A 26,137-nucleotide genomic window follows, 5' to 3' on the forward strand; every position below is an offset into this window, starting at 1 on the left:
TTGATAGTCCTAATTGTTGTCTGGATCAGGGATTTCGTTTCTATCGGCATCATAGCACTTGCCGGTGGCCGGATCGCGGAAGTAGCGGAAGGTTCCGTTGTCGTCGCGCACAATGTCCCAGCCTGTGGCCGGATCCTTGGGGTTGCCTTCGATGAGGAATGGGTTTTTGATCACTGTAGTGGCATCGGTGTCGTAATAGTTGCCGTTTTCTGAGTTGAAATAACAGATCAGGTTGCCGTTGTCATCATAGACGGGCACGAGTTCCTTGGGAATGCCTATGCCGAAGCCGGGTTTCAGGGGCACATGGGAGTAGGGGACCACCTGGACTTCCACATTGATGTGTTCGGCCAGTTTGCGGACTTCAAACTGATACCAGTAGTTGCGCAGCAGGTCGAAATAGTCGCCTGCAGCGGCTCCTTCCGGCGGATCGTTGTAATATTTGAAGTCTATGAAATAGTCACGGGCGTTATATTCCTTGTATCTGATCCTCAGACGGGCGCGGGTGGCGTCAGTCTCCCCCCTCTGAGAGTTAGGGAATTCGGGCACGTAGACCGTGTAGTGGCCGTCAGCCGGATTTTTCACCAGCGGAAGCGGCTCGGAACTTTCATTTGGATAGGGATAGAGTCCGGAGCCTGCGGGAAGCGAGGGGTAGAGCACATAGTCTTTCTGATAGTCGTTTTTGACATAGTGGTTCTGATGTGTGACACCTTTGGGCATCGGCACGGCTCTGGTGATGTGGCGCGTGAGGGCTACAGATTCGATTTCGTCGGCGCTGTCTGAGTTGTCCCAGACTTCAATTTTTGCCAAGGCTCTGAGCAGATGTAGATTACCGAGATAGGCGGCCATGTCGGGACGCAGGCTGACGTTGTCATACTGGCTGATGCCGAACATGGCTATCTTGTCGGCAGCCGTGAGATCCCATGATGGAAGTCCGGCGGAGTAGTCGATCCAGTAGTCGGCGGTGGAGACTATGTCGAACAGAGCCTGGAGCGAGCCTGCCTCTGCGAGATCGGGGTAGCGGTGATGCCAGTTGGCAAGCACCAGCACTTTGAATGAAGAGCCGAGAGCATCGCGGATATCTCCGCTGACCTTGAATTCGAGGAGATATGTCTTGGAGCTTAATGTCTCTGAGACGGGAGTGACCACGGGATTTCTCACTGTGGCTATCCAGCGGTCATCTGTGCCGTAGAGGGCCACGAGCAGGTCGCCGCCCGCTATGTCAATGTAGTTTTCATAGCCGGCGCCACGGTCATAGTCACCCGAAGGAGTGGTGCGTGATGCAAGGTCGGATCCTGTCTGCAGGTAAAGACCTATTTTATGTTCAACCGTGACACCGCCCGTGCCGTCCGTTCCACCCGGATCATCCGATCCTTCGGAACAGGCGGCAAATCCAAAGGCTGCGGCCGACAGCAGCAGGGCGAGGAGTGTCCGGATTGAACTTGCAGTGTATTTGTTAAACATTGTGTGTCGAATTGTCTTGCGTGTGGAATAGAGAATGGAGTCCTTTAGAGGTCGGAAGACTGGCGTACAACCATCCAGCTGTTGATGTAGATGTAGGAGTCTGCCCAGCGGTTTCCTTCGTCGATGAAGAACACGAGATCATATTTGTCTTGTCGGTCAAGATATTCCTGCTCGGTCATCGTGTGTTCATAGCGTCCGCGCACGAGCAAGGCATATTGGATAAGTGGAATGTCTACGATTTTTTCGCCGGATGGATTGTAGATCTTGACGCGCATGTCGTTGCTGCGGTCGGCCATCAGGCGTGAGACTGTGAGATTGGCCACACAGGCGCTCATGGTGGTGATGACGGGCACATCGTCGGCTTCAGGATATTCGATTCCGGCTGTTCCGGCGAGTACCTGCCAGGGCTGATAGGTGATTTCCTCGTCGGGCATGATGGAGTTGTCCCAGTCAAGCGAGCCGTTGGCATCGGTAATGGTGAAGGTGTAGCCTTCCTTTACGATCTCGCCGGAGAGGTGCTGAAGCACAATGTTGACATCGTTGGTATTTTTAATGAGTTCAACATTGTAGATGTATGTGCCCTCCTCTTCAGGGAAAATCTTGACATCGGTCTTGCCGTGGTAGAGTCTCTTGAGGTCTTTGCGGGAGAGGGCGGCGCCGGTGACAGGGTCATATTCGCGGTTGAGGCGGCAGGTGAGCTGGGTGTGGTGGCTTGCATCGGCCGGAATGGCGAAATGTTCGTCACGTCCTTCTCCGCACCAGGCCAGTAGCTGATAGCTTCCGGGGGCCACGTCGAGATCCATCAGATAGCCGTCCTGGCGTAGCCGGTCGCCGCGTTCGCTTTTCTGCCATACGATGTCGCCGGTGGCGGGATCGATCAGGTAGAGGGTTACGGCGTTGACTTCCTTTGAAAAGGCATCGGCATAGAGCATGTTCATGTCAAAGATGAAGCGTGCCTTGTAGTGAGGGTCACAGTCTCCTTCTTCGTCATACATGACTCCGTTGCAACTGGCGAGTGACAGTGCGGAGAGCATGATTGCGGCGATTCGCAGGTTGAGACGGCGGAGTTTTGTATCAGGTTTCATTTTACAATCCGTGAATGGCATTATAAAGCGATTGGTTCTTTGAATGAGAGTATGTATAGTGAGGAGGATCGGTGAGATCCTCTCGTCAGTGTCGGGTTGAAGAAGAGGTGAGAGGCGCTATGGCTGTATTCGGGTTTAGAGAGGGGGAGAGGGTTCGGTGTTGAGTGCGGGGAGAGAAAAAAGTGGAAAAGGTGCGGGACTGAGCGGGGCTCCGCACGGCCCCGCACCTTTCAAGGTGGTTGATAATATTCTCTATGTGATGACTGTCAGTATCAGAGGTCTACGCTCTGCTTGACAACCTTCCAGGAGAGGATGCTGATGTTAGCAGCCATGCCGAAGGTTTCTTTTGAGGGATTGTCAGGGATGAGATCTTCAGTGCTGTTGTCGCTGGGATCGAATACGCCCTGGCCGAGACGGAAGACTTTGCCTACCTCGATCTGATACCAGTGGTTGCGGACAACGCCATACTGGCCGTTTTCGCTCACTGTGTAGTCATAGTTTTCACCGGAACCGGCATTTTTGCCGAGGAGGTGTTCAACAGGCACGTAGTAAACGCTTGCACCGCCGGTGTAGGCCATAGGCTTCTCGTTGGTGAAGAATGTGTTGAGCGCGGTTTCGAAAGCTGAAGTCTCTACTGCAGTAGCAGTGTTGCCGTTGATGGCGTAGAGCTGAGTGTCAGCGCCGATGTTGGGCACGAGTTTGAAGATACCGGTGCTTGCGCCGTCTTTGGCGAGCTCGACATTCTTAGCGCTTACCTGAGTGTAGTTGTCGCGGTTGAGAGTGCCGTCGGGGTTGGTTTCGGTCTCGCTGCCGGTTTTGATCCAGTAGTTGAGCTGGTTGGTGGCGTTCAGGCGGTTGAGGATGTAGGGAACGAACTGGTCTTTCTTGTAGTAGACACCGCTGAAGAGGATGAGATCAAGGGGAGTTTTGGCTTCTTTGTCGGCATAGATAGTAGCGGTGAAGACGATGTTGGTGACAGCTGCGGGAGTAAGCACGTTGTTCTCGTTGCGGATCAGGGTGAAATCCTTGGTGGTCTCGTTTGAGTAGACGGGCTTGGTGAGGTCGGTGTTGACCTCGCTGAAAGTCGGGCGGTCAAGTACTGCATTGGCATCGTCGTAGCTTACAGACTTGCCCCAGTAGCTGCGGTGGAGCTGGGCGATGTTCCATGTGTTCCAGAGTCCGGTGAGGCCGTCGAGGTTCTTGCCGAGATATGATTCTTTCTCAGTTCCGGTCACGCCGAAGTTCTCGATCTTTACATAAACGCGCTCTGCACCTAACTCGACGTTATTGTTGTTGTCGTTGTCGAGACCGGCGATTGTAACATCAACCGGGAAAGGATTGCCTTTGGGGAGGTCGATGGTGTATTTGGCGGCAAGACGCTCAACGTAGATTTTGACAACGTCAGAGGCGGGAACATTGTTGACGTCAACGGGTTCGGTCTTGAGGTTGCTTTCCTGAATGAGGTTGGCATAGTAGACGGCATTGTCATACTGGCCGGGGAAAGCGCTTGCACCGCCGTTGAAGCTTGAAGTAGACATCACGAATGATTCGCCGTTCTTCCACTGGAGAGTGTAATTGCGCACTTCTTCCATTGTGCGGGGAGTCGCGCGGACGTATGCAAGAAGTTCGGGAGTGGCGTTGAGAACAGTGATGAGATACTTGGGAAGGTTTTTCTTAGTGAGATTCTTGAGAACAAGCACGTTGTTGCTCTGGAATTCAACATTGTGGTCCTCGAAGTCACCTGACTGACCGCGGCTCCAGACGCTGGCTTCGGTGACAAACATCTTGTCTTTGTCAAAGAAGAAGAAGTGAGCGGTGTTAACAACATGTTCTTGGGGATCGCCGGGAACGAGATCGCCTTCTTCGGCACGGCCTACAGTGTTGGCATCTGTGATGTTGACGGTCAGGTACATGGTTGCACCTTCGCCGTCGATGTTTCCGTTGCCGCCGTTTTTAGCGGGTTCGTCGCTTGAACAGGCAGCAAACGCCATTGCTGCGGCTGTTGTCAGAAATAAGCTTTTAAACTTCATTGTGATTGATTATTGAATTGGTTTTTAATTTGTTACTAATGAATCTGTGTAGTTTTGAAATGTGTGATTGAATGGATGGTTGAAAAATCAGGTTATTGTGACTATTGTCTGATGTCGGTGGAGAGAAGATAGAGGCGAGCGTGGAGGAGGACCTTAGGCAAGCATATTTTGCCTATCGGGCGTTGAGTTTGTCAAGCTGGCGGATGGCGTCGGCCGCTTCGGGGATCGAGGACGATTTTTCAAAGTATGCACGGGCGGCTGAGTAGTTGCCTTTCAAGGCTTCGCGCACACCTCTGATGTATTCGGCTTCTTCTGAAGTTCCTGCCTTGTCGAGGAAGCGGGCAGCATGGTCGAGATCACCGCGTTCGAGGGCGCAGACTGCTGCGTTGAGGTTGGCTGCGGGGTCTGATGGATACATGCGCACGGCTGTCTCGAAGACATCGTTGAACTCTTCGCTGCCGGGCTGGCAGTCCTGGGCTAAGAGATAGAACTCGTTGAGGCTGAGCTTCTGCGGCTGTTCCTTCATGATGCGGCGTATCTCATTGACATCGCTGTAGGTGCGGATGTTGTATTCAATGCGGTAGTCGGTGTGGCGCAGGGCGGGGTAGTAGGTCTGCAACATGAAGCGGTAGTCCTCAGGATAGAGCTTCTTGATGCGGGCCTCTTTTGCGTCAGGCTCCATGTCGGAGTCGATGAGGGCGAGGATTTCGGTGCGGTTGGGGAGGTTTGATCCGTCAACGGCTTTTTTGAGACCGGCCCAGTCTTCAGGCTCGAAATCGGTGGCTATGATGCCAGAGTCGAAGCGGTAGAGTTTCTGGATGTAGTCTTTGAGTGCGGCGGTTCGGCCGATGGCAAGGTCGCGGTTATGGGAATAGGGACTTTCGGGCGAAGCGAAACCTTTGAGCCACACGCGGGTGATGGTCACGTCACCGTCACCGCGCACAGAGTCGATGGTGGCCTGGATCTTGGCCAGCTCGGTGGTGTTGCGGCGATATTCGGGATAGATGACGGTCTGGTCGACTGGGAAGTCAATGAAGGCCGAACCGGAGAGTTCGCGGTGTTTCTCGCCGTTGCCCTGCGGGCGCACGTAGACCCATTTCGGAGTGAAGTAGCCGAAATAGCCGTAAGGGCCTTCGAATGGAGCTTCGGCCAGCAGTTTGCGGCAGCAGCCGAAGTCGGAGCGGTCAAGGTAGACCGAAGAGCCGTTCATCCAGTCGGCATAGGGGATTATCTGTGAGTAGTGCAGGCTGTCAGGGAGTTCTGATGCGCGGATCACGGTCTCGTCTGCGCCTGAGATCATGCCTGGGCTGTTGCGCTGATACTGATAGTAACGCACACGGCCATAGATGCCTACGGCGGGGAGCTTGAGGGTGTCGGAGCCGTTGATAATGCTCGGAGTGAGCAGCACCGCGCGGTTGCTTTCTACCCGGAGTTTGCTGAAATCGAGTGAGAGATCCACGTTCATATAATCGCCGTGGCGCTGGAGTGAGGCGTGGTCCACGCTGACGCCTACCGGAATGGTGCGTGTTTCGGCTGCCGATGTGCCGGCCGAAAGGCCGAGGATGATGGCTGCGGATATGTGAAAGGCGGGAAATTTCATTTCAGTGCGTTTTTGACAGGGTTAAAATACGTACACTACGTTGATTGCGGCTTTTGTCGGGCCAAAGTAGTTGTGAGGGCGGTTTGATTTCAGCTTCTTGCCGCATCCCGCACATTTGAACTGGCTGTAGCGGGTGTAGGAATATCCGAGTCCTATCTCCGCTTCGAGGTTCCAATGACGTCCGAGCACCCAGGCATAGCCGTAGGCCACACCGGCGCCGACAAACCATCCCTGAAAGCGGTAGTCTTTGAGTTTGCCGAAATCGGTGCCGAGCATGGAGAAGCCCATGTCAAGGCCTCCGACATTGTACTGGCCTCCGTGGAGGTGTGCGCCGACAAAGTGGCCTGCGAAGCGGTCGCAGAACCAGTAGCGGGCTTCGGGCTGCACGAACCAATGTTTCCAGCGCTTGTTGTCGCTGAATGTCCAGGCATTGAATTCGCCGGAGAGGTCGAGTGTCCATTTGGGAGCGAGGCCAACTTCACCTCCGATGTTTATGTTGGTGAAGATATCAGACGAAAGGTCGGTCTTGACTGCAAGATCCTGAGCTTTCGACATTTCGAACAAGCTCGCAATCATCATGATTGCAAGCAATACTCTTTTGATCGGCAACATAGATAATCTATATAATTGTTACTATTGCTTATGCCGGCGGGGCAGTGTCAGATGTAGGCGCACAAAAGCACCTGCGAATGTCTCACTGATGAGTCAGGCGCAGAAATTCAAGGGCATGGAGAATAAACCCCAGCACTTTTGGCGATACTACTATAAGCCAACTGGTTACGTGGCATAAACGTGTTACTACTATACTAAAATGCGACTATAACTGTGATGTGTGTCATGAAACGGTTTCGTTGGAAACTCATTTTCAACAGCAAAAGTAGTAATTTGCTTTTAAATCTGCAATAAAAAATGGAAAAATAAGTGCGAATTTTCTGCTTTTTTACCAACGAATCACGCAAGTGATTTTTCAGGTGCGTTTTATTTGTCCGGGTCGCGGGAAATGGCTAATTTTGGATGTCGGTTTGCAAACCGGCAAAATCACACTGATACCTATATTATAATATACATATATATTATACAATCATACTATACAATTTTTATTGGCAATGGTAAAACATATAGTAAGCTTCAAACTTAAGGGCACCGCGGAAGAACGCCGCGAGGTTGCCGAACGTTTCAGAAATGCGCTGATGGAACTCCCGGCGCAGATTGATGTGCTCCGCTCGATGGAGGTCGGCATAAATGAAAATCCGTCGGAAGACTGGGATGTGGTGCTTACTGCTGTGGTTCCGACTATGGATGATGTGATGGTTTATGCCAGGCACCCGGCCCACGTTGCAGCGGCTTCGATAATCGGTGCTCATAAGGAGGCACGGGCCTGTGTGGATTATTATTTCTCATGATAAGTCCGGATTTGGGTAAGGTGCCGGAACTGACAAAGGCAGTGGAATGGTCATAGTCTTCGATCTGGATGATACGCTTTATCCGGAGATGGAGTTCGTGAGATCGGCCTATAGGACGATAGCGCGCCAATATGGCCGCGGGTTGTTGCCGGCCATGCTTGCGGCTGCAGACCCGCGCGAGGCTTTTGACTCTACCGGTCTGCCGGTGTCCGACGTGATCGGTCTCTACAGAAATCATAACCCGGACATCAGATTGCCCTGGATGTCGCTCTATGTGTTGAGTTGTCTTGCTCGCACCGGCCACACTCTGGGGCTGGTGACCGATGGTCGCAGCGTCACTCAGCGCCACAAGATAGAGGCTCTCGGACTTGCCCGTTTCATCAGTCCTGACCTGATCATGATTTCTGAAGAGGTGGGGGAAGAAAAGGTGTCGGGCCGTGCTTTCCGCTCCATTATGAACCGTACAGAAGGCAGGGGGGCTTATGTCTATGTCGGCGACAACCCGGCGAAAGATTTTATTGCGCCTAACCGTCTCGGCTGGACTACGGTAGGTTTCCGGAGGGGCGGCAACGGCGAGAATATCACGCAGGCTGATCCGGCTGATTTTCCGGAAGAAAACCGACCGTCAGTCGAGATAGAAAATTTGGGTGAATTGCTCCGTTTTGTTGATTTTTATGAATTTAAAAATTAGTAAAGTTGTCCAAAATGAACATGTATATTGCTGATATATAATATATTGCTAATTTTAAAAATACAGAAAGTTATCCAAAACGGCATACGGTGTGATATAAAAAGTCTAACTTTTATGTTGGACTTTTCTTTTTTTATGCCTATCTTTGCAGTGTCAAAAACGACTAAAAAGAACACCTGCAAAAAACAATATTCCCCCTCAAAACAAAAATCAGATGATACAGACAGTGGTAAAGCGCGACGGTCGCGTCGTGGGCTACAACGAAGAGAAAATAAAGGCTGCAATCCGCAAGGCAATGCTCACCACAGAGATGGGAGAAGACGAAGCCTTGATTTCACGCATCACAGACCGGATCGGAATGATCGGCTGCGAGCAAATGACGGTTGAAGAGATTCAGGACCGTGTGGAACTTGAACTCATGAAATCGCCCCGCAAGGAAGTGGCCAAGCGCTATATCGCTTATCGCGACCAGCGTTCGATAGCCCGCCGCGCAAAGACCCGCGACATGTTTCTGGAAATCATCGAGGCTAAAAACAACGACATCACCCGTGAGAATGCCAACATGAACACGGACTCGCCCGCAGGCATGATGATGAAATTTGCCAGCGAGACAACCAAGCCTTTCGTCGATGACTACCTTCTGTCGCCCGAAGCCCGCGAGGCTGTGCAGAATGGCTATCTTCATATCCATGACAAGGACTATTATCCAACCAAGAGCCTTACTTGCGTACAGCATCCGCTGGACCGCATACTGAAATACGGCTTTGTGGCCGGCCACGGCGAGTCGCGTCCGGCAAAGCGCATCGAGACGGCCAGCATCATAGGCTGCATCTCACTTGAGACAGCCCAGAATGAGATGCACGGCGGTCAGGCCATTCCGGCATTTGATTTCTACCTCGCTCCTTTCGTGAGATATTCATATATAGAAGAAGTCAAGAAACTCGAAGACCTCAGCGGGGAGGATCTGTCGGCGCTCTACGATGTTGAAATAGAGGACTATATCAAGGCTCCGCTTGAAGGTATGACCGGCACCGAGCGCTGGAAACAGCATGCCGTCAACCAGACTGTGAGCCGTGTGCATCAGAGCATGGAGGCTTTCATACATAATATGAACACCATTCATTCGCGTGGCGGAAATCAGGTTGTGTTCAGCTCGATCAATTACGGTACAGATACTTCGGCTGAGGGACGCTGCATCATCCGCGAGCTTCTCAACTCGACTTACGAAGGTGTGGGCAACGGAGCCACAGCCATTTTCCCCATTCAGATCTGGAAAAAGAAAAAGGGAGTCAGCTATCTGCCCGGCGACCGCAACCACGACCTCTATCAGCTTGCCTGCAAGGTGACAGCGCGCCGCTTCTTCCCGAACTTCGTGAACCTCGACGCGACATTCAACCAGCATGAGAAGTGGGATGCCAATGATCCGGAGCGTTATAAGTATGAAGTAGCCACGATGGGCTGCCGCACACGAGTGTTTGAGAACCGCTTCGGCGAAAAGACTTCGATTGGCCGCGGCAACATCAGTTTCTCTACAATCAACATTGTTCGCATTGCAATTGAGTGCATGAATATAGTTGATCAGGATGAACGCATCAGACGCTTCTTCGAAAAACTCGACGATGTTCTTGATATCACCGCCCGTCAGCTCTGTGACCGTTTCAATTTCCAGAAGACGGCTATGGCCAAGCAGTTCCCGCTGCTTATGTCGCGTCTGTGGAACGGAGCTGAGAAACTCAGCCCGACTGACACTATCGAGAGCGTGATCAACCAGGGCACACTCGGCATCGGCTTCATCGGCCTGGCCGAATGTCTGATAGCCCTGACCGGGAAGCACCACGGCGAGAGCGAGGATGCGCAGAAGTTAGGTCTGAAGATCGTGTCACACATGCGCTCGCGCGTCAATGACTACAGCGAACAGTATAAGCATAACTTCTCTGTGCTCGCCACTCCGGCCGAAGGTCTGTCAGGAAAATTCACTTCACGCGACCGCAAATCGTTCGGCGTGATTCCCGGCATCACAGACAAGATCTACTACACCAACTCTAACCACGTGCCTGTCTACTATCACTGCTCGCCGCGCCATAAGGCCAAGGTCGAGGCTCCGTATCACGAACTGACCGGCGGCGGCCACATTTTCTACGTGGAAATTGATGGCGATGCCACCCACAACCCTAAGGCGATCAGCGATATCGTTGATCTGATGGATAAGTACAACATCGGCTACTGCTCGGTAAATCATAACCGCAACCGCTGCATGGACTGCGGATATGAGGATGCCCAGGAGTCGCTTGAAGAATGCCCCTGCTGCCACAGTCACAATATCGACTGCCTGCAGCGCATCACCGGCTATCTTGTCGGCACCACTGACCGCTGGAACAATGCAAAACTGGCGGAACTCAATGACCGCATAGTCCACAAGTGATCACGGTTTTTCATACAGACAGATTTTTTTCAGAATGAGAATTCTCGATATAGTTCCGGGGACGTCGGTTGACGGCCCCGGACTTCGTACGGCCATCTATGTGGCCGGTTGCTCTCACGGATGTCCAGGCTGTCACAATCCGCAGTCGTGGAATTTCGGGGCAGGGCGTGAGATGAGCATCGATGAGGTGATGCTCGAAGTGATAGAAAATGATTTCGATGTCACTCTGACCGGCGGCGATCCGATGTATAGCGCCGAGCAGCTGATACCGCTTGCCGCCAGAATAAAAGAAGCCGGAAAGAGCATCTGGTGCTATTCCGGTTTCAGCTATGAGGCTGTCATGGGCAATGAGCCTATGAGGCGTCTGCTTGAATATGTCGATGTGCTTGTCGACGGGCCTTTCATCGAGGCGCAGCGCGATGTGCATCTGCTTTTTCGCGGCTCGGCCAATCAGCGGCTGGTCGATGTGGCACGCTCTGCGGTCGGCAATGTTGTCGAGTGGGAGTGGTAAATACAGAGACTGTATAGCCTGGTTCCGTTACAGGGTGGCCGGGGTTTACTTCAGCTGCCGGTCGCTGGCGTTTGAGATTACGTAGGCGCGGACTTTCTGGAAGAGGTCGTTGGCGAAAACGAATTCGTTGAGGGCCTCGTTGGACGTCTGATAGATCTGGTGCATGTCACCAACCCATTCGCGGTGGCCCTTGTTGATGAAGATAATGTTCTCGCCGATGCCGAGCACCGAGTTCATGTCGTGGGTATTGATGATGGTGGTGATGTTGTATTCGTGGGTGATGTCACTCAGAAGTTCATCGATCACTATCGAGGTTCTCGGATCGAGACCTGAGTTTGGTTCGTCGCAGAAAAGATATCTGGGGTTGAGGGCTATGGCGCGAGCTATGGCCACACGTTTCTGCATACCGCCTGATATTTCCGACGGATATTTCGAGTCGGCACCTTTCAGTTTCACACGCTCAAGACAGAACTGCGCGCGGTCTTTGATTTCGGCCGGAGTCATGGATGTGAACATGGTGAGCGGAAACATCACGTTGCCGAGCACGGTCTCCGAGTCGAAGAGGGCCGAACCCTGGAAGAGCATGCCGATTTCCTTGCGCAGGTCCTTGATCTGGTTGGTGTCCATCTTCATCAGGTCGCGTCCGTCGTAAAGGATTTCGCCTTTCTCCGGGCGTATGAGGCCCACGAGCGATTTGACGAGGACTGTCTTGCCCGAACCGCTCTGGCCGATGATGAGGTTTGTCTTGCCGGTTTCGAATCTGGCGCTGACATCATGGAGGATGGTCTTGCCGTCGAATGATTTGGTTATATTCTTTACTTCGATCATTGCAGTAGGAGTTTTGTCAGTACGACATCAAGCAGCAGAATCAGAATGCTGGAAGCAACGACGGCGTTGGTTGAAGCCTTTCCGACTTCAAGAGCGCCGCCTTTGACGAAATAGCCATAGTAGGCTGAGACGGAAGTGATGATGAAGGAGAAGAAGAGCGACTTAATGAGTCCGTACCACACGTACCATTCTACGAACATAGTCTGCAGGCCGTAGATGAAGCGGTTGAGCGGGATGATGCCTGTAAAAATCGAGATCAGCACTCCGCCGAGGAACGATGTGAAAATACAGAAAATCACCAGTATGGGCATATAGACAAGGAAGCCTACTATTTTCGGCAGAACAAGGAAGTTGGCGGAATTTATGCCCATGATATCAAGTGCATCAATCTGCTCTGTCACTCGCATTGTCCCGATTTCCGACGCGATGTTCGAGCCAACCTTGCCGGCAAGGATCAGACAGAGGATGGAGTTGGAGAACTCCAGCAGGATGATCTCGCGGGTGGCAAGACCGGTGGAGTAGGAGGGAACGAGGGGAGAGACAATGTTGAGCTGCATCTGGATGGTGATCACAGCGCCGATAAACAGTGAGATCACTATCACCAGCGGAATGGAATCCACGCCAAGTTTGGTGATTTCGAAGAAGGTGCGTCTGAAAAACGTCTTCCAGCGGTCGGGAACCGAAAATATCTTGTTTATGAAGAGGCAGTATTGCCCGAAAGTGGTGAGTGAGTCGGTTATAACCATGTCAAGAGGTTGAAAATTACATTTACCTCGGCAAAGGTAAGCATTTGTCACCTGTTGCCGAGGCTGTAGTGGGGCTATTGGCCAAAATTCAGGAAAGAAGAGAGAATTTTATCCGGTTTCGGATCAGCCGAGGGCTTCTGTCAGTTTCTCGGTGCTGATTTCAGACTGTTCTCCGGTGGTCATGTTCTTGAGAGTGACAGTCCCGTTCTGGAGTTCGGTCTCTCCGATGATGGCCACAAAGGGAATGCCGAGGCTGTCGGCGCGTCCCATCTGCTTTTTCATTTTTGCAGCATCGGGATAAAGTTCTGCAGGGATTCCGCTTTCGCGCAGTTTCTTGATGATCTGAAGGCTGCGGGCGGCTTCCTTGGGACCGAAGTTGGTAAACATCACCTTGGCCGCGCCTTCGATTCCTTCAGGGTAGAGATTGAGAGTATTGAGCACATCATAAATGCGGTCGGCGCCGAATGAAATGCCTACACCTGAGACTCCGGGCAGGCCGAACACTCCGGTAAGGTTGTCGTAGCGGCCGCCGCCGGTGATGCTGCCGATCTCTACGTCGCGGGCTTTGACCTCAATGATGGTTCCGGTGTAGTAGTTCAGGCCGCGGGCCAGGCTTACATCGAGTTCGAGGTCGGCGCACAGACCGAGAGCCTCTGTGCCGGCCATGACTTCGCGCAGTTCGCTTACGCCCTTGAGGCCTGTTTCGCTTGAAGCAAGCATTTCTTCAAGGCTTGCGAGGCGTTCGGCATTGGAGCCGGAGAGGGTGATGAGCGGTGTGATGCGGTCAATGGCTTCGGCCGACAGTCCGCGTTCGCCGAGTTCGGCTTTCACGTTGTCGAGGCCGATCTTGTCGATCTTGTCAATGGCCACGGTTATGTCCACGATTTTGTCAGGCGCGCCGACAAGTTCGGCTATGCCTGCGAGGACTTTGCGGTTGTTGAGTTTGATTGTGATACGGATGCCGAGACGGCTGAACACATCGTCGATGAGCTGGAGAAGTTCGATTTCGTTGATCAGCGAGTCAGATCCGATAACATCGGCATCACACTGGTAGAATTCTCGGTAACGGCCTTTCTGCGGACGGTCGGCACGCCACACCGGCTGGATCTGAAAACGCTTGAAGGGGAAACTGAGATCGTTGCGGTGCATGACAACGAAACGCGCGAAGGGCACTGTCAGGTCGTAGCGCAGACCTTTCTCACAGATCTTGGCTGCGAGTTTTGCCGAATCGTCGCCGGCTATGGCCGACTGGATCAGCTGGGGATCAGCCCCGCGCAGGAAGTCGCCTGAATTGAGTATCTTGAACAGCAGTTTGTCGCCCTCTTCGCCGTATTTGCCCATGAGAGTCGAGAGATTTTCCATTGCCGGAGTCTCGATCTGCTGGAAACCGTGGAGTTTGAAAACAGTGCGTATAGTGTCGAATATATAGTTTCGGCGCGCCATTTCAGCCGGGGTGAAGTCGCGCGTGCCTTTGGGGATTGACGGTTTCTGTGCCATGTATATCTGTCGATTTGTTCTTAAATATATTATCGTTGAAAGTTAGTACGAATTATTTTGCAAAGATAGCGATTATTTGCTAAATTTGCGTCACTTTAATGCGTAAACATACTTACTCGTAAAACAGACCCGATACTGCAGGTTCAACTGGCAAGTGCAAAATTAGCGATTTGTTTGAAGAACTCGGTTTTCGGGTTTGAAAAACCAAGTTTTTTCCGAGGCCTTAAGTTCAGTTTCTTTGCCACGTTTTTGATGTATAGGTCAGTGAAATCATTGAAATTTGACTTTTTGGGGATGTATTGACGGATGAGTTTGTTGATGTTTTCGACCGCTCCTTTCTGCCATGAGCAGTAGCTGTCGGCAAAGTAAACAGTCACATCATCAAGACCTTTGATGCGTAATCCGGCGGTTATGTCGAGGTGTGCCGCGAACTCGCTGCCGTTGTCAGTAGTGATGGTTTTAAGATATTTACGGTATGCGTACAGCATTCTCACGACAGTCTTTGACAATGGCTTGGCTCTTTTTCCGTAAGGTAGTTTCTCCATCATCACAAAGCCAGTCATGCGTTCAAGCAGCACTAGAATCGCGTGCCCGTAGGCATCAACAATAAGATCCATCTCAAAATCGCCAAAGCGTTTGCCGTCGGCCTCGGCCGGTCTGTCGTGTATGCTTGTGCGGTTTGGTATGTTGGTGGCTTTAGTGGGTTTGCGTTCGCCTTTTGGTCGTCGTCGGAAGTCGGGATGTCTGCGGTGACGGCGCAGTTCTCCGCTTTCATCAGCGTTTATAATGTTGTAAATGGTCTGTATGGATACGGAAACGCCTTCCTTGGCCAACACGCCACGAATTTGTTCTGGTGACCATTGGTGGTCAATAATCATCTGTTTTATACGCCACACCAACACGCTGTCGAGCTTCTTGTTGGATGTGGTGCGCTTTCTGCGTTCAAGGGCTTTGGCATGAGCCTTTTCCCACAGATAGTGGCCTTTGGTTGTGGAATTGCGCTTCAGTTCACGACAAAGTGTTGATTGACTGCACCCTACAATGAGGGCGATTTCTTTTCTTGGAGTTTTTCTTTGCAGTAAGGCGAAAATTTGCGACCTTTGCTGCGAGGTTAATTGTCTGTACATTAGCAATACAAAATTAGTTAATCTCAGGGAGACTTCGGTCTCCTTTTTTATTTTGTATTGCCAGTATGTTCTGCTGCTGTCCGCTCTTGGGGGCGGTTTAGGCCGCCCCCGCCGCTTGGGCATCCCCTCGCCAGAAGGAGTGAGGAGAATGAATAATTCCTAGCTCAAAGTTTTGCACTTCGATTTGGAATCTTCAAAACAGACCCGATACTTATGAAATATATAGGAGCACATGTCTCTGCCGGAGACGGTGTGAGCAATACTCCTTTGAACGCCCATCTGATAGGAGCGAAATCATTTGCTCTCTTCACCCGCAACCCGTCGCGCTGGACTTCGAAACCGATACCGCAGGCGCAGGCTGAGGCGTTCAGGGAAAACTGTATGCGCTACGGTTACAGCCCGGCGCATATCCTTCCGCATGACAGCTTTCTGATCAATCTCGGCTCGCCGGATGCCGTGAAACTCGAAAAGTCGCGTGAGGCTTTTCTTGATGAACTGCGCCGCTGCGAGCAACTTGGACTTACCATGCTCAACTTTCATCCTGGTTCCCACATGCGTGAGATGGAGACTGATGCCTGTCTTGACCTGATAGCCGACTCGCTCAACGGTTTGCTGGAAAAGACGGCGGGGGTGAAGGCTGTGATCGAGAATACTGCCGGGCAGGGAAGTAACCTCGGATATTCGTTCGACCAGATTGCCAGAATTATTGACCGCGTGGATGACAAGACGAGAATAGGTGTCTGCATTGACACCTGCCATGCTTACACGGCCGGCTATGATCTTGCCACAGCCGAAGGCTATGACAAGACTTGGGCCGAATTTGACAGCATCATCGGTTTCAGCTATCTCTGCGGAATGCATCTCAACGATACTCAGAAGGGACTCGGCTCGCATGTTGACCGTCATGCACCGATCGCAACCGCCAATCTTGACCGCGAATTCTGGTCGAGACTGATGAACGATCCGCGCTTCGATGATATCCCGCTGATACTTGAGACCCCTGACGAGGCAATATGGGCAGAGGAAATCAGTCTACTTTACTCGCTTGACAGCCGTAAATCAGACTGAAGCCTGCCGCATACATGCATCCGGCTGTATCCGGCCTGCCGATCCGCTGACTGACGGATCTTGTTTATTATATAAATGTAGAGAGATTATTTTTTGATTATATCATCATCAACTTACACTTACCTATGGTTAAAAATAAACCAGACCAAAGTTTTCTGAATCTTTGGAACCTGAGTTTCGGCTTTTTTGGCGTACAGATCGCCTATGCTCTCCAGAGCGCAAATATTTCGCGAATATTCGCTACTCTCGGCGCCGATCCTCATTCATTGAGCTATTTCTGGATTCTGCCCCCGCTGATGGGCATTATTGTGCAGCCATTGGTTGGCGCTGCGAGTGACCGCACATGGAATCGTCTCGGCCGTCGCCTGCCTTACCTTGTTCTTGGAGCAGCTATCGCTGTTGTGGTCATGTGTCTTCTCCCTAATGCCGGAAGTTTCGGACTGACAGTTGGCGGAGCTATGATTTTCGGCTTTATCGCCCTGATGTTTCTTGACACTTCCATCAACATGGCCATGCAGCCGTTCAAGATGCTTGTCGGCGATCAGGTCAACGAGCGTCAGAAAGGTCTTGCATATTCCATCCAGAGTTTTCTCTGCAATGCCGGCAGTCTCGTCGGTTATCTTGCGCCGATCACCCTGACGGCAATCGGTGTCAGCAATCTCGCTCCGGCAGGACAAGTGCCTGATGCGGTGACCTATTCATTCTACATCGGAGCCGCTGTGCTGATACTGTGTGTCATCTACAGTTTTGTCACCATCCGTGAGATGCCTCCCAAAGAATATGCCGAGTATCATGGCATCACCGAGCAGCAGAATGAAGAAAAGACCTCGATGCTGAAGTTGCTCATACATGCTCCGCGCACGTTCTGGACTGTCGGTCTCGTGCAGTTTTTCTGCTGGGCGGCTTTCCTCTATATGTGGACCTACACGCCAGGTGCTATTGCCGATACCGTGTGGGGCACTACCGATACCAATTCGGAGGCTTATCAGACTGCAGGCAACTGGGTCGGTGTGCTTTTCGCCGTCCAGGCCGTAGGCTCAGTGCTCTGGGCAGTGGTCATTCCGCGATTCAAGAGCCACAAGACAGTTTATGTGCTCAGTCTTCTTCTCGGAGCAGCAGGCTTTATCTCCACTCTCTTTGTCACTGACCAATATGTGCTGTTCATTTCCTTCCTGCTGATTGGCTGTGCGTGGGCCGCAATGCTGGCACTTCCGTTTACCATTCTGACCAACTCGATTTCCGGTAAGAACATGGGAACCTATCTTGGGCTTTTCAACGGGACCATATGTGTGCCTCAGATCTGCGCTGCCGCTCTCGGCGGTCTGATTCTTCCGCTTCTTGGAGGCCACCAGGTAAATATGCTGGTGCTCGGCGGAGTTCTTCTTGTTGCCGGCGCGCTTAGTGTCGGACTGGTCAAAGAGACTTACGCTGAAAAGGAGAATTGATTCTATCCTGACAGACAAAATAAGGTAACTGATCAGCATACTCGCCTGATAGTTACCTTATTTTGTATTTTAGGATTATGTGTCTTGGAAAATACGGCGGCTCATGGCCGTCAGAGCCAGACCACGGGTGAAGAGATATGCCAGAAAGGCTATCCAGAGTCCGTGGTTTCCTATTATAGGGAACAGGATGCGGAGCATCACGAAATAAATTGCAGTGGCGGTGGCCATTGAGAGCAGCATTTCTCTTGTGCGTGTCGCGCCGATGAAAATTCCGTCCCATGTGAATGCCGCGAATCCTACAGCCGGAATGGCTATGACCCAGCTGTAATATTCCTTGGCTGAAAGTCTTACTCCGGCATCATCGCTTAGGAGGCCCATGATGCTTTCTCCTCCCACAGCATAGACCAGGGTGAAGAGCAAGACCATTGCCACACTCCATCTGAACAGTGCTTTGACGCATTCACGCAGCCCCCTGCTGTCGCCACCTCCGATCAGGTTGCCGCACAGTGATTCGCCGGCAAAGGCAAAGCCGTCCATGAAGTATGAAAAAAGAATGAAAAACTGCATCAGCAGTGTGTTGACAGCCAGTATGACGGTGCCTTGAGTTGCCCCTGTGCGTGTAAACCAGACTGTTACGGCTATCAGACAGAGTGTGCGGAAAAATATATCAGTATTGACTTTGAAAAATCTTTTCAGATCGCTCAGGCGGATTATTTCACGAAGCCGTCCCGGAGCAGGGCGATATTTGATTGCCACAATGCCGAGGCCCGTGAGCGCTCCGAGCCATTGGGCTGTCAGTGTGCCGGAAGCAACACCTTCGACCTTAAGTCCGAAACCGAGCACGAGCAGCAGGCTGACGGCTATGTTGGATATGTTGACCACGAATGCCACCCACATCGGCGCGCGGGCGTTTTTCATTCCTAACAGCCATCCGGTGACAGTGAATGTGGCCAGCGAAGCGGGGGCTCCCCAGACAAGAATCGAGAAATAGACTGATGCGAGATCCCTTACCCGGTCTCTGACTTCAAGAAAGTTCAGAGTGAGATCAAGAAGTGGTTTCTGAAAGAGGATTATCAGAATTGACGCGCAGAGAGCAACTGTCAGTCCGCGGGCAAGCACTTGGGCGCAACTTTTGCTGTCGCCTCCGCCATTGGCCTGGGCTGTAAGTCCGCTTGTGCCCATCCGCAGAAAGGCGAAAAGCCAGTAAAGCATGTTGAAAATTGTTCCGCCGACTGCGATGGCGGCAATATAGTCGGCACTCCCCATATGCCCGACGATCACCACGTCCATCAGGGCCAGCAGTGGCGTGGTGATGTTCGTGATGATCGACGGAATTGCGAGCGACAAGATGTCGCGGTTGATTTCATTCATCGGAATTTAGCAGATCCGATCAGTCTTTGAGGCGTTTCGCTTTCATCGAATCCCAGATCAGGTAGACGATGAGAAGGGCATAGACGGCAAGTCCGGCCCATTGTGTGGCGATGGTGCTGAGAGGGCTTGTGTATTCGAAACCGAGGAAGCGTGTCAGGGCGGCGAACACGCCGAAGAGGGCACCGCCGGCAATGAGGCCTGACGAGATCAGAGTACCGCGGTCGCGACGGGCGTCATTGAGGGCTTTGTCGGTAGAACGGCTTCCTACAAACCATGCGATAGCGCCTCCGACAAGCAGCGGAGTGTTGAGCTGCAGGGGAATGAACATGCCGAGACAGAATGCAAGGGCAGGCACGCCGAGCCAGTTGAGTATCAGAGCCAGAATGGCACCGGTCATATAGAGGATCCACGGGGTGTCTCCGCCCATCATAAGCGGTTCGATCACCTTGGCCATTGCATTGGCCTGGGGTGCGATGAGGGCGTTGTCGCCGGTAAAGCCATAGACTTTGTTGAGCAGGAGGATGACACCGCCTACAGTGGCTGCCGAAACAAGTGTGCCGAGGAATTTCCAGCTTTCCTGCTTGCGTGGGGTTGAGCCGAGCCAGTAGCCCACCTTGAGGTCAGTGACAAATCCGCCGGCCATCGATAGAGCAGTGCAGACCACGCCGCCGATCACCATTGAGGCCACGATGCCTGACGATCCGCTAAGGCCGATGGCCACAAAGATGGCCGATGCGACAATCAGAGTCATCAGTGTCATGCCTGACACGGGATTGGAGCCGACAATGGCGATTGCGTTGGCAGCCACTGTTGTAAAGAGGAATGCGATAGCTGTGACCACCAGCCACGCCACCAGAGCCTGCCAGAAGGTATGGATCACGCCTATCCAGAAGAATATGAGCACGGCTGCAAGCGCGAGCGCAATGAAAAACACGATGTGTTTCATCGAAATATCTGTCTGCCAGCGCACGGTTTTGCCTTCAGATGTGTTGCCGCGGAGCTCGCGTGAGGCGAGACCTACGGCACCGCGGATGATAGACCATGATTTCACTATGCCGATGATGCCTGCCATAGCGATGCCGCCGATACCGATCATGCGGGCGTGGTCAGAGAATATGGCTTCGGGGCTCATGGCTGCGATTTCAGCTGATCCGTATGTGCCGAGAAGCGGAATCAGAATCCACCATACAAAGATTGAGCCGGCGCAGATGATGAACGCATAGTTCAGTCCTATGATATAGCCCAGACCGAGCACTGCGGCTCCAGTGTTGCAGCTGAGCACGAGTTTGGTCTTCTCGGCCAGAGTCTGGCCCCATTCGGTGACATGAGTGTTGAGGACACCGGCCCACCATCCGAAAGTTTCCACAATATAGTCGTAAATACCGCCGATGAGCGAGGCAAGCACGAGGGTGCGGGCCTGCCCGCTGTTGCCGGCAGAGCTTTTGCCGAGACCGCTTGCAAGCACCTGGGTGGTCGCAGTCGCCTCAGGGAAAGGATATTTCCCGTGCATGTCTTTTACGAAGTATTTGCGGAACGGGATGAAGAAGAGTATGCCGAGTATGCCGCCTAAGAGCGAGCTGAGAAATATCTGCAGGAAGTTGACGGTGATTTCCGGATACTTGGCCTGAAGAATGTAGAGTGCGGGCAGGGTGAATATGGCTCCTGCAACGATGACTCCCGAACATGCTCCGATACTCTGGATGATGACGTTCTGGCCCAGGGGATTCTCTTTTTTCAGAGCGCCTGAAAGACCTACAGCGATGATGGCGATGGGAATGGCGGCTTCGAAGACCTGTCCGACCTTAAGGCCGAGGTAGGCTGCTGCCGCGCTGAATATTACGGCAAGCAGCAGTCCCATACCGACAGAGTAGGGCGTCACTTCGGGGTAGTCACGGGCCGGGTGCATGATAGGCCTGTAGCCTTCATCCTCGGCGAGTTCGCGGAACGCGTTTTCGGGGAGTTCCACAGGATCTGCGTCCTGATAGACTTCCTTGGGGTTTTCTGTGGGTTTCATTTTGGCTTTTCAGGGAATTAGTTTTCTGAAAAATAGGAGTGGGGGAAGGGGCGGCAATTATAGCGTGAGGCCATGATCTCGCCATAGGCACCGGCAGAACGGAGTGCGAGCAGATCGCCTCGCTTTACTTCAGGCAGGGTTTCGCTTTCGCCAAAACGGTCTGAGGATTCGCAGATCGGTCCTACCACGTCGTAGTGGTGGAGTTCGCCGTTGGGGTTTGAGATGTTTTCGATTTTGTGGTGCGCGCTGTAGAGGGCCGGACGGATGAGATCGCTCATTCCGGCATCGACTATGGCGAAACGTTTGCTTGTGCCTTCCTTGATGTAGAGCACACGGGTGATCAGCGATCCGCACTGTGCCACCACCGAGCGGCCGAGTTCGAAATGGAGTTCCTGATCCGGGCGCAGGCGCAGATGGTTGTGGAAGGTGGTGAAGTAGGCTTCGAAGTCGGGGATCGGGTGGCGTTCGGGGTGTGCGTAGTCAATACCGAGACCGCCGCCAACGTTGATAAGGCTGAATTTGACACCTTTCTGTTCATATTCGTCCTGCAGGCGGTTGATGGTCTCGCAGAGCATCACAAAGGGTTCTGTCTCAGTGATCTGCGATCCGATGTGGAAATGCAGACCTTTGAGGTCGATGGCGGGCAGGCTTTTGGCGAGGCCTATAATCGAGTCGAGCTGTTCAAGATTGATGCCAAACTTGTTTTCGGCCAGCCCTGTAGTGATATAGGCATGGGTGTGGGCGTCGATATTGGGGTTGACGCGGATTGCCACACGTGCTGTCTTGCCCATCTCGGCTGCAATTTCGCTGATGACTCTCAGTTCCGGTTCTGACTCTACGTTGAAGCATTCGATATCTGCTTCAAGAGCAGAGCGGATTTCAGGATCGCTTTTGCCTACGCCGGCAAACACGATGCGGTCGCCGCGGAATCCGGCTTCGATCGCTGCCTCGATTTCCCAGCCGCTGACGCAGTCCACTCCGAATCCTGCGGCCTGGATGGTGCGCAGTATGCCGGGGTTGGCGTTGGCCTTGATGGCATAGTGGACTTTGAAGCGGGGATCACGGGCGGTACGGCGGATCTCCTTGACAGTGCGTTCGAGCAGACGCAGGTCGTAGAAATAGAACGGTGTTTTGAGGCTTGAAAATTCCTCTATGGGGAAACGTGTCATGTTTTTTCTGTCTGATCTCTTTAATTAGGTGTGCGGTCTTTAGCTGAAAAGTTTTTCACTGAGGCGTTTGAGAGCCTCGACTTTGTCGCAGCTGCGGACGAGGAACGAGATGTTGTAGTTTGAACCGCCGTAGGAGATCATGCGCACGGGGATGTCGGCAAGAGCTTCCATCGCTTTTGCCTCATAGCCGGTGTTGGTCCACTCCATGTTGCCTACAACACAGATGATGACCATGTCCTTGTCAACGGTCACGGTGCCGAACTTCTTGAGCTCGTCAATGATTTCCGGCAGGAAGCGTTCGGAGTCGATTGTCAGTGAGACGCCTACTTCAGAAGTGGCGATCATGTCAATCGGGGTGCGGTATTTTTCGAATGTCTCGAACACGCGTGTCAGGTAGCCGTAGGCCAGAAGCATGCGGGAGCTTTTGATCTTGATGGCGACCACATTGTCTTTGGCTGCGACGGCTTTGATTGACGGTTCGGTTATGTTGTTGTAGATCAGAGTGCCGTGAGCTTCCGGTTCAAGTGTGTTGAGCAGGCGCACAGGTATGTTGTTGACCTTGGCGGGGAGCACACAGGTGGGGTGGAGGATCTTGGCGCCGAAGTAGGCCAGCTCGGATGCTTCTTCGTAGTGGAGCTCGTTGACGGGCTTGGTGCCTTCCACGAAGCGCGGGTCGTTGTTGTGCATACCATCGATGTCGGTCCAGATTTCGATCTCGTCAGCTTCGATGGCTGCGCCGATGAGCGATGCGGTGTAGTCCGAGCCGCCACGCTGCAGGTTGTCGATCTCGCCGGTCGAGTTGCGGCAGATAAATCCCTGGGTCACAAAAATGTCGGCATCGACATATTTGTCAAGCAGCGGCTGGAGATGCAGAGCTATGTGCTGCATGTCAGGCTCTCCGTTCTGGCCTGTTTTCATAAAGTCAAGGGCGGGGAGGGCTTCGGCGTAGAGACCGCGCTCGTTGAGCAGGATGGTCATCATGGCCACACTCATGATCTCGCCCTGGGCAAGGATGATTTTTTCTTCAGTCGGTCCGAAAGTCTCGCGCTGGGTGAACGAGCGGATGTAGTTGAAGCAGGCCTTTATCTCTTTGAGTGCTTTTTCGCGGCTCTCATGGCGGTCGTAGAGAGAGGCGATTGTCTTGAGATACTTCGATTCGAGGAGGTTGATCGTTTCCTTGGCTCCGTTGGTGTTTTTTTTGTAGAGATAGTCCGAGATCTCAACCAGAGAGTTGGTTGTGCCTGACATGGCTGAAAGAACGATGATGTTTTTACCTCTTGCGCTGACGAGGTCTGCTACGTGGCGGATTCTTTCGGCTGATCCTACAGAAGTTCCTCCAAACTTTAAGACTTTCATATTTTAAATGTTGTGTATGTGATAATTCGATAGGAGTATTTTGCGCAAATTTACAAAAAAAAATTCACATCAAAGCATTGTGATACCAAAACGGTTGCCAGACTGGCTTAGTTGCCGTAAATCATAGTGTCCGGCAAGCAAATAGGTCTGGTTTTATGCCCTTCGCTCACTTCATGCGTTTGAGAAGCGGGTAGGCGGCTACGATTCCGAGCTCGCCGGCCCGGCTGAGATCGGGGAGGGCTGAGCTTTTGTCACCGAGAGACAGATAGACGAATCCGCGGTTATAATAGGCTTCTCCGAAGACCGGTTTCAGCTCTATGGCGCGGGTGAGGGCTTCGATGGCTTCGACGTAGCTGCCGCATTCTGCCAGCAGTACACCTTTATTATAATAGGCTACGGGCATGAACGGTGAGTGGCGCAGGGTTTCGTCAAGATCGACTATAGCTTCCATGATGCCGCTGCGCGACAGTGCTTTGCCCGGTTCGGATGTGGCTTTGACTGTCTCGTATCTTGCCTGGGCTCGCAACAGATAGGCGAGCGCAAAGTCGGGAGTGAGTCTGGCGGCTTCGTTGAGGTCGGCTATGGCGCGGTCATAGTCTTTGAGCGCTATGAGATCCATAGCACGGCCGAAGTAGTCGATGGCGCGGGGGGCATGTCCGGCCATGTAGGAGTTGTAGTAGCTGATCGACTGGCGGTGCGGGCCTTCAAGTTCATACATTGGCAGCTGTGCAGGGTGTCCGGCAACCTGTAGGACGAAGCGCAGTAGCCCCAGGGAGTTTATTTCATCGACCTCACGGATGTATTCGCTGCTTGGGTTGATCTCGTTGGGCGAGGTGTAGTAGGTCAGCATGAACGGCGGCTCAAGTTCTACGGCCATGTCTTTGTCCTGGACTTTTCCGCGAATGTCAGCTGTCGAGTAATCTTTTTCTGCTGAATAGTTGCTGCGCACGGTGGTGAGTGACGAGAATCTGCGTTTCACCTGCTCCTGTGTTTCCGTTATGGTCTCGCTTTTCGGCTGTGTGGTGCTTTGGGTTGCCGCGGAGACCTTGTCGCCGGCTGTCGAGGTGTTGGATTTGTCGGTTTTCGCGGAACCGGAATATGCCGATCCACTGAATTGCTTGTCAGGTGTCAGCTGGACGGTGGTCTTGGCCAGAGCCATTGATTTGTCGTAGTCTTTTTGGGCCGAACGGCTGTCTCCCTTGCGGCGTTTGATGTCGTATCGCAGAAAGTAGGCTCCGGCAAAGTCCGGAAAGGCTTCGATCACTTTGTCGAGATCGGCCAATGCAGCTTCGAACGACCCGATTTCTGAAAGGAGTATGGCGCGGTTGTAGAGCGTCTTGTAGTCCTCGCAGTCAAGGTCGAGCACACGAGAGAAGTCATCGATGGCACGGTTGGTGTCATGGACTTCGGCACGGAGCAGGCCGCGGTTGAATATAGCTGCGGTGTTGGCGGGTTCGAGCCCGATCGCACGATCATAGTCTTCGAAGGCTCCGTGGATATCGTCGTTCATGTAACGCAGATAGGCGCGGTTAATATAAAATCCGGCGGCTTCAGGACGCAGTTTCACGGCTTTGTCCATGTCTGCGAGGGCGCTTTTGAAGTCTTTGCCTGAATGGATGGCTATATCGGCACGTAGGAGGTAGGCGTTGACTGCATTGGAGTTGAGTGAGAGCGCGTGGTCTATGTCGGCTTTTGCTCCGATCGTGTCTTTCATCTCCAGGCGCAGGCGCGCTCGGCCCAGATAGCCTTCTTCGAATTTCGGAAAGCGTCTGATGAGATGGCTGAAGGTGGTTTTCGCTCCGACTGTGTCGCGGTTTTCATGCTGGGCTATGGCTTTATTGAAGATTATGCTGCTGTTTTCGGGCTGCATTTCAAGCGCGCGGTCATAGTCGGCTATGGCTTCGGCGTTTTTGCCTTGGTTTTGTCGAGCCACACCTCTGACTTCATAGGCTTCGGTGATGAACGGGTTGCGTTCAAGCGCGAGAGTGGCATCTTCTTCAGCTCCGCGGAAGTCATCAAGGTTGAGCTTGGCCACAGCACGGTAGAAATAAGGCTTGGCCTGGGATGGGTTGACGCTTATGACTTGGTTGAAATATTGGATCGAAAGCACGTAGTCTTCAAAGTAGTGGGTGTTGGCGCCGATCCGCAACACCTGCTCGGTGTTGATCTGTCCGCTGACCTGTGTCGTGACGGTGATGAGCATCAATAGGAGCAACAGGCGCCGGAGCATATGTATTTTAGGTGTCGTAATGATCATCTTGCAGGGTTATGACTTGCAAAAGTAATGTTTTCGCACAAAACACGGTCATGATT

Annotated in this window: 20 protein-coding genes; 6 read left to right on the forward strand and 14 right to left on the reverse strand. The window is 52.6% G+C overall.

From position 1 onward, the window contains the following. Positions 1–9: 9 nt before the first annotated feature. From FDZ78_RS01130 to FDZ78_RS01150, 5 genes are all read right to left on the reverse strand, one after another. The gene (locus FDZ78_RS01130; protein ID WP_136408844.1) at positions 10–1,461 is read right to left on the reverse strand and encodes a hypothetical protein; all 1,452 of its coding nucleotides are present in this window, start codon (positions 1,459–1,461) and stop codon (positions 10–12) included. A 44-nt stretch (positions 1,462–1,505) separates the two neighbouring features. Beyond that, positions 1,506–2,546 (reverse strand): FimB/Mfa2 family fimbrial subunit, encoded by a 1,041-nt coding sequence (locus FDZ78_RS01135; protein ID WP_205746904.1) that lies wholly within the window; start codon positions 2,544–2,546, stop codon positions 1,506–1,508. 272 nt (positions 2,547–2,818) lie between these two features. After that, positions 2,819–4,576, reverse strand: coding sequence for a fimbria major subunit (locus FDZ78_RS01140; protein WP_136408843.1), 1,758 nt, complete (start codon positions 4,574–4,576; stop codon positions 2,819–2,821). A gap of 172 nt (positions 4,577–4,748) precedes the next feature. Then, the gene (locus FDZ78_RS01145) at positions 4,749–6,176 is read right to left on the reverse strand and encodes a DUF3868 domain-containing protein (RefSeq protein WP_136408842.1); all 1,428 of its coding nucleotides are present in this window, start codon (positions 6,174–6,176) and stop codon (positions 4,749–4,751) included. Between the two features lie 21 nt (positions 6,177–6,197). Beyond that, positions 6,198–6,788, reverse strand: coding sequence for a DUF3575 domain-containing protein (locus FDZ78_RS01150; RefSeq protein WP_123399060.1), 591 nt, complete (start codon positions 6,786–6,788; stop codon positions 6,198–6,200). A 494-nt stretch (positions 6,789–7,282) separates the two neighbouring features. Between FDZ78_RS01150 and FDZ78_RS01155 the strand changes: the two genes are divergently transcribed. The 4 genes from FDZ78_RS01155 to nrdG all read left to right on the forward strand — a co-directional run bounded on the left by FDZ78_RS01155 (position 7,283) and on the right by nrdG (position 11,203). Then, on the forward strand, positions 7,283–7,579 hold the full coding sequence (locus FDZ78_RS01155; RefSeq protein ID WP_107030978.1) for a Dabb family protein: 297 nt from the start codon (positions 7,283–7,285) through the stop codon (positions 7,577–7,579). A 46-nt stretch (positions 7,580–7,625) separates the two neighbouring features. After that, positions 7,626–8,270, forward strand: coding sequence for an HAD family hydrolase (locus FDZ78_RS01160; RefSeq protein WP_123399058.1), 645 nt, complete (start codon positions 7,626–7,628; stop codon positions 8,268–8,270). Between the two features lie 214 nt (positions 8,271–8,484). After that, a complete protein-coding gene (locus FDZ78_RS01165) occupies positions 8,485–10,692 on the forward strand; it encodes an anaerobic ribonucleoside triphosphate reductase (RefSeq protein WP_107030980.1) in 2,208 nt (735 codons plus the stop codon). Between the two features lie 34 nt (positions 10,693–10,726). Further along, positions 10,727–11,203 carry an anaerobic ribonucleoside-triphosphate reductase activating protein gene (nrdG, locus tag FDZ78_RS01170; RefSeq protein ID WP_107030981.1) on the forward strand — a complete coding sequence of 159 codons (477 nt, stop codon included), beginning with the start codon at positions 10,727–10,729 and terminating at the stop codon, positions 11,201–11,203. A gap of 45 nt (positions 11,204–11,248) precedes the next feature. Here nrdG and FDZ78_RS01175 read toward each other — a convergent pair whose 3' ends face one another. The 4 genes from FDZ78_RS01175 to FDZ78_RS01190 all read right to left on the reverse strand — a co-directional run bounded on the left by FDZ78_RS01175 (position 11,249) and on the right by FDZ78_RS01190 (position 15,401). Further along, entirely contained in the window at positions 11,249–12,031 is a 783-nt protein-coding gene (locus FDZ78_RS01175; RefSeq protein ID WP_107030982.1) for an ABC transporter ATP-binding protein, read from the reverse strand. Continuing rightward, a complete protein-coding gene (locus FDZ78_RS01180; RefSeq protein WP_172480175.1) occupies positions 12,028–12,771 on the reverse strand; it encodes an ABC transporter permease in 744 nt (247 codons plus the stop codon). The genes FDZ78_RS01175 and FDZ78_RS01180 overlap by 4 nt, the downstream gene beginning before the upstream one ends. Before the next feature lie 129 nt (positions 12,772–12,900). Continuing rightward, the gene (gene hisS / locus FDZ78_RS01185) at positions 12,901–14,274 is read right to left on the reverse strand and encodes a histidine--tRNA ligase (protein ID WP_107030984.1); all 1,374 of its coding nucleotides are present in this window, start codon (positions 14,272–14,274) and stop codon (positions 12,901–12,903) included. Between the two features lie 143 nt (positions 14,275–14,417). Continuing rightward, positions 14,418–15,401: an IS30 family transposase gene (locus tag FDZ78_RS01190; protein ID WP_136408456.1), complete on the reverse strand. Its 984-nt coding sequence runs from the start codon at positions 15,399–15,401 to the stop codon at positions 14,418–14,420. 213 nt (positions 15,402–15,614) lie between these two features. On the opposite strand from FDZ78_RS01190, the gene nfo reads away from it, so the two are divergent. Both nfo and FDZ78_RS01200 read left to right on the forward strand, forming a co-directional pair. Then, positions 15,615–16,469 carry a deoxyribonuclease IV gene (nfo, locus tag FDZ78_RS01195; protein WP_107030985.1) on the forward strand — a complete coding sequence of 285 codons (855 nt, stop codon included), beginning with the start codon at positions 15,615–15,617 and terminating at the stop codon, positions 16,467–16,469. 125 nt (positions 16,470–16,594) lie between these two features. Next, complete coding sequence (locus FDZ78_RS01200) at positions 16,595–17,914, forward strand: SLC45 family MFS transporter (RefSeq protein ID WP_107030986.1); 1,320 nt, start codon at positions 16,595–16,597, stop codon at positions 17,912–17,914. A gap of 75 nt (positions 17,915–17,989) precedes the next feature. Here the strand turns inward: FDZ78_RS01200 and FDZ78_RS01205 are convergent, their stop codons facing one another. From FDZ78_RS01205 to FDZ78_RS01225, 5 genes are all read right to left on the reverse strand, one after another. Then, positions 17,990–19,285, reverse strand: a complete 1,296-nt coding sequence (locus FDZ78_RS01205) for an MATE family efflux transporter (RefSeq protein WP_168182112.1) — start codon at positions 19,283–19,285, stop codon at positions 17,990–17,992. Between the two features lie 19 nt (positions 19,286–19,304). Further along, positions 19,305–21,299 carry an OPT family oligopeptide transporter gene (locus tag FDZ78_RS01210; protein ID WP_123399054.1) on the reverse strand — a complete coding sequence of 665 codons (1,995 nt, stop codon included), beginning with the start codon at positions 21,297–21,299 and terminating at the stop codon, positions 19,305–19,307. A gap of 17 nt (positions 21,300–21,316) precedes the next feature. Further along, the gene (lysA, locus tag FDZ78_RS01215; RefSeq protein WP_107030988.1) at positions 21,317–22,468 is read right to left on the reverse strand and encodes a diaminopimelate decarboxylase; all 1,152 of its coding nucleotides are present in this window, start codon (positions 22,466–22,468) and stop codon (positions 21,317–21,319) included. A 39-nt stretch (positions 22,469–22,507) separates the two neighbouring features. Beyond that, the gene (locus FDZ78_RS01220; RefSeq protein WP_107030989.1) at positions 22,508–23,824 is read right to left on the reverse strand and encodes an aspartate kinase; all 1,317 of its coding nucleotides are present in this window, start codon (positions 23,822–23,824) and stop codon (positions 22,508–22,510) included. Positions 23,825–23,990: 166 nt separating this feature from the next. Continuing rightward, a complete protein-coding gene (locus tag FDZ78_RS01225) occupies positions 23,991–26,081 on the reverse strand; it encodes a tetratricopeptide repeat protein (RefSeq protein WP_136408841.1) in 2,091 nt (696 codons plus the stop codon). Positions 26,082–26,137 lie beyond the last annotated feature (56 nt).

The sequence above is a fragment of the Duncaniella sp. B8 genome, from assembly GCF_005304985.1.
Classification (GTDB): domain Bacteria; phylum Bacteroidota; class Bacteroidia; order Bacteroidales; family Muribaculaceae; genus Duncaniella; species Duncaniella muris.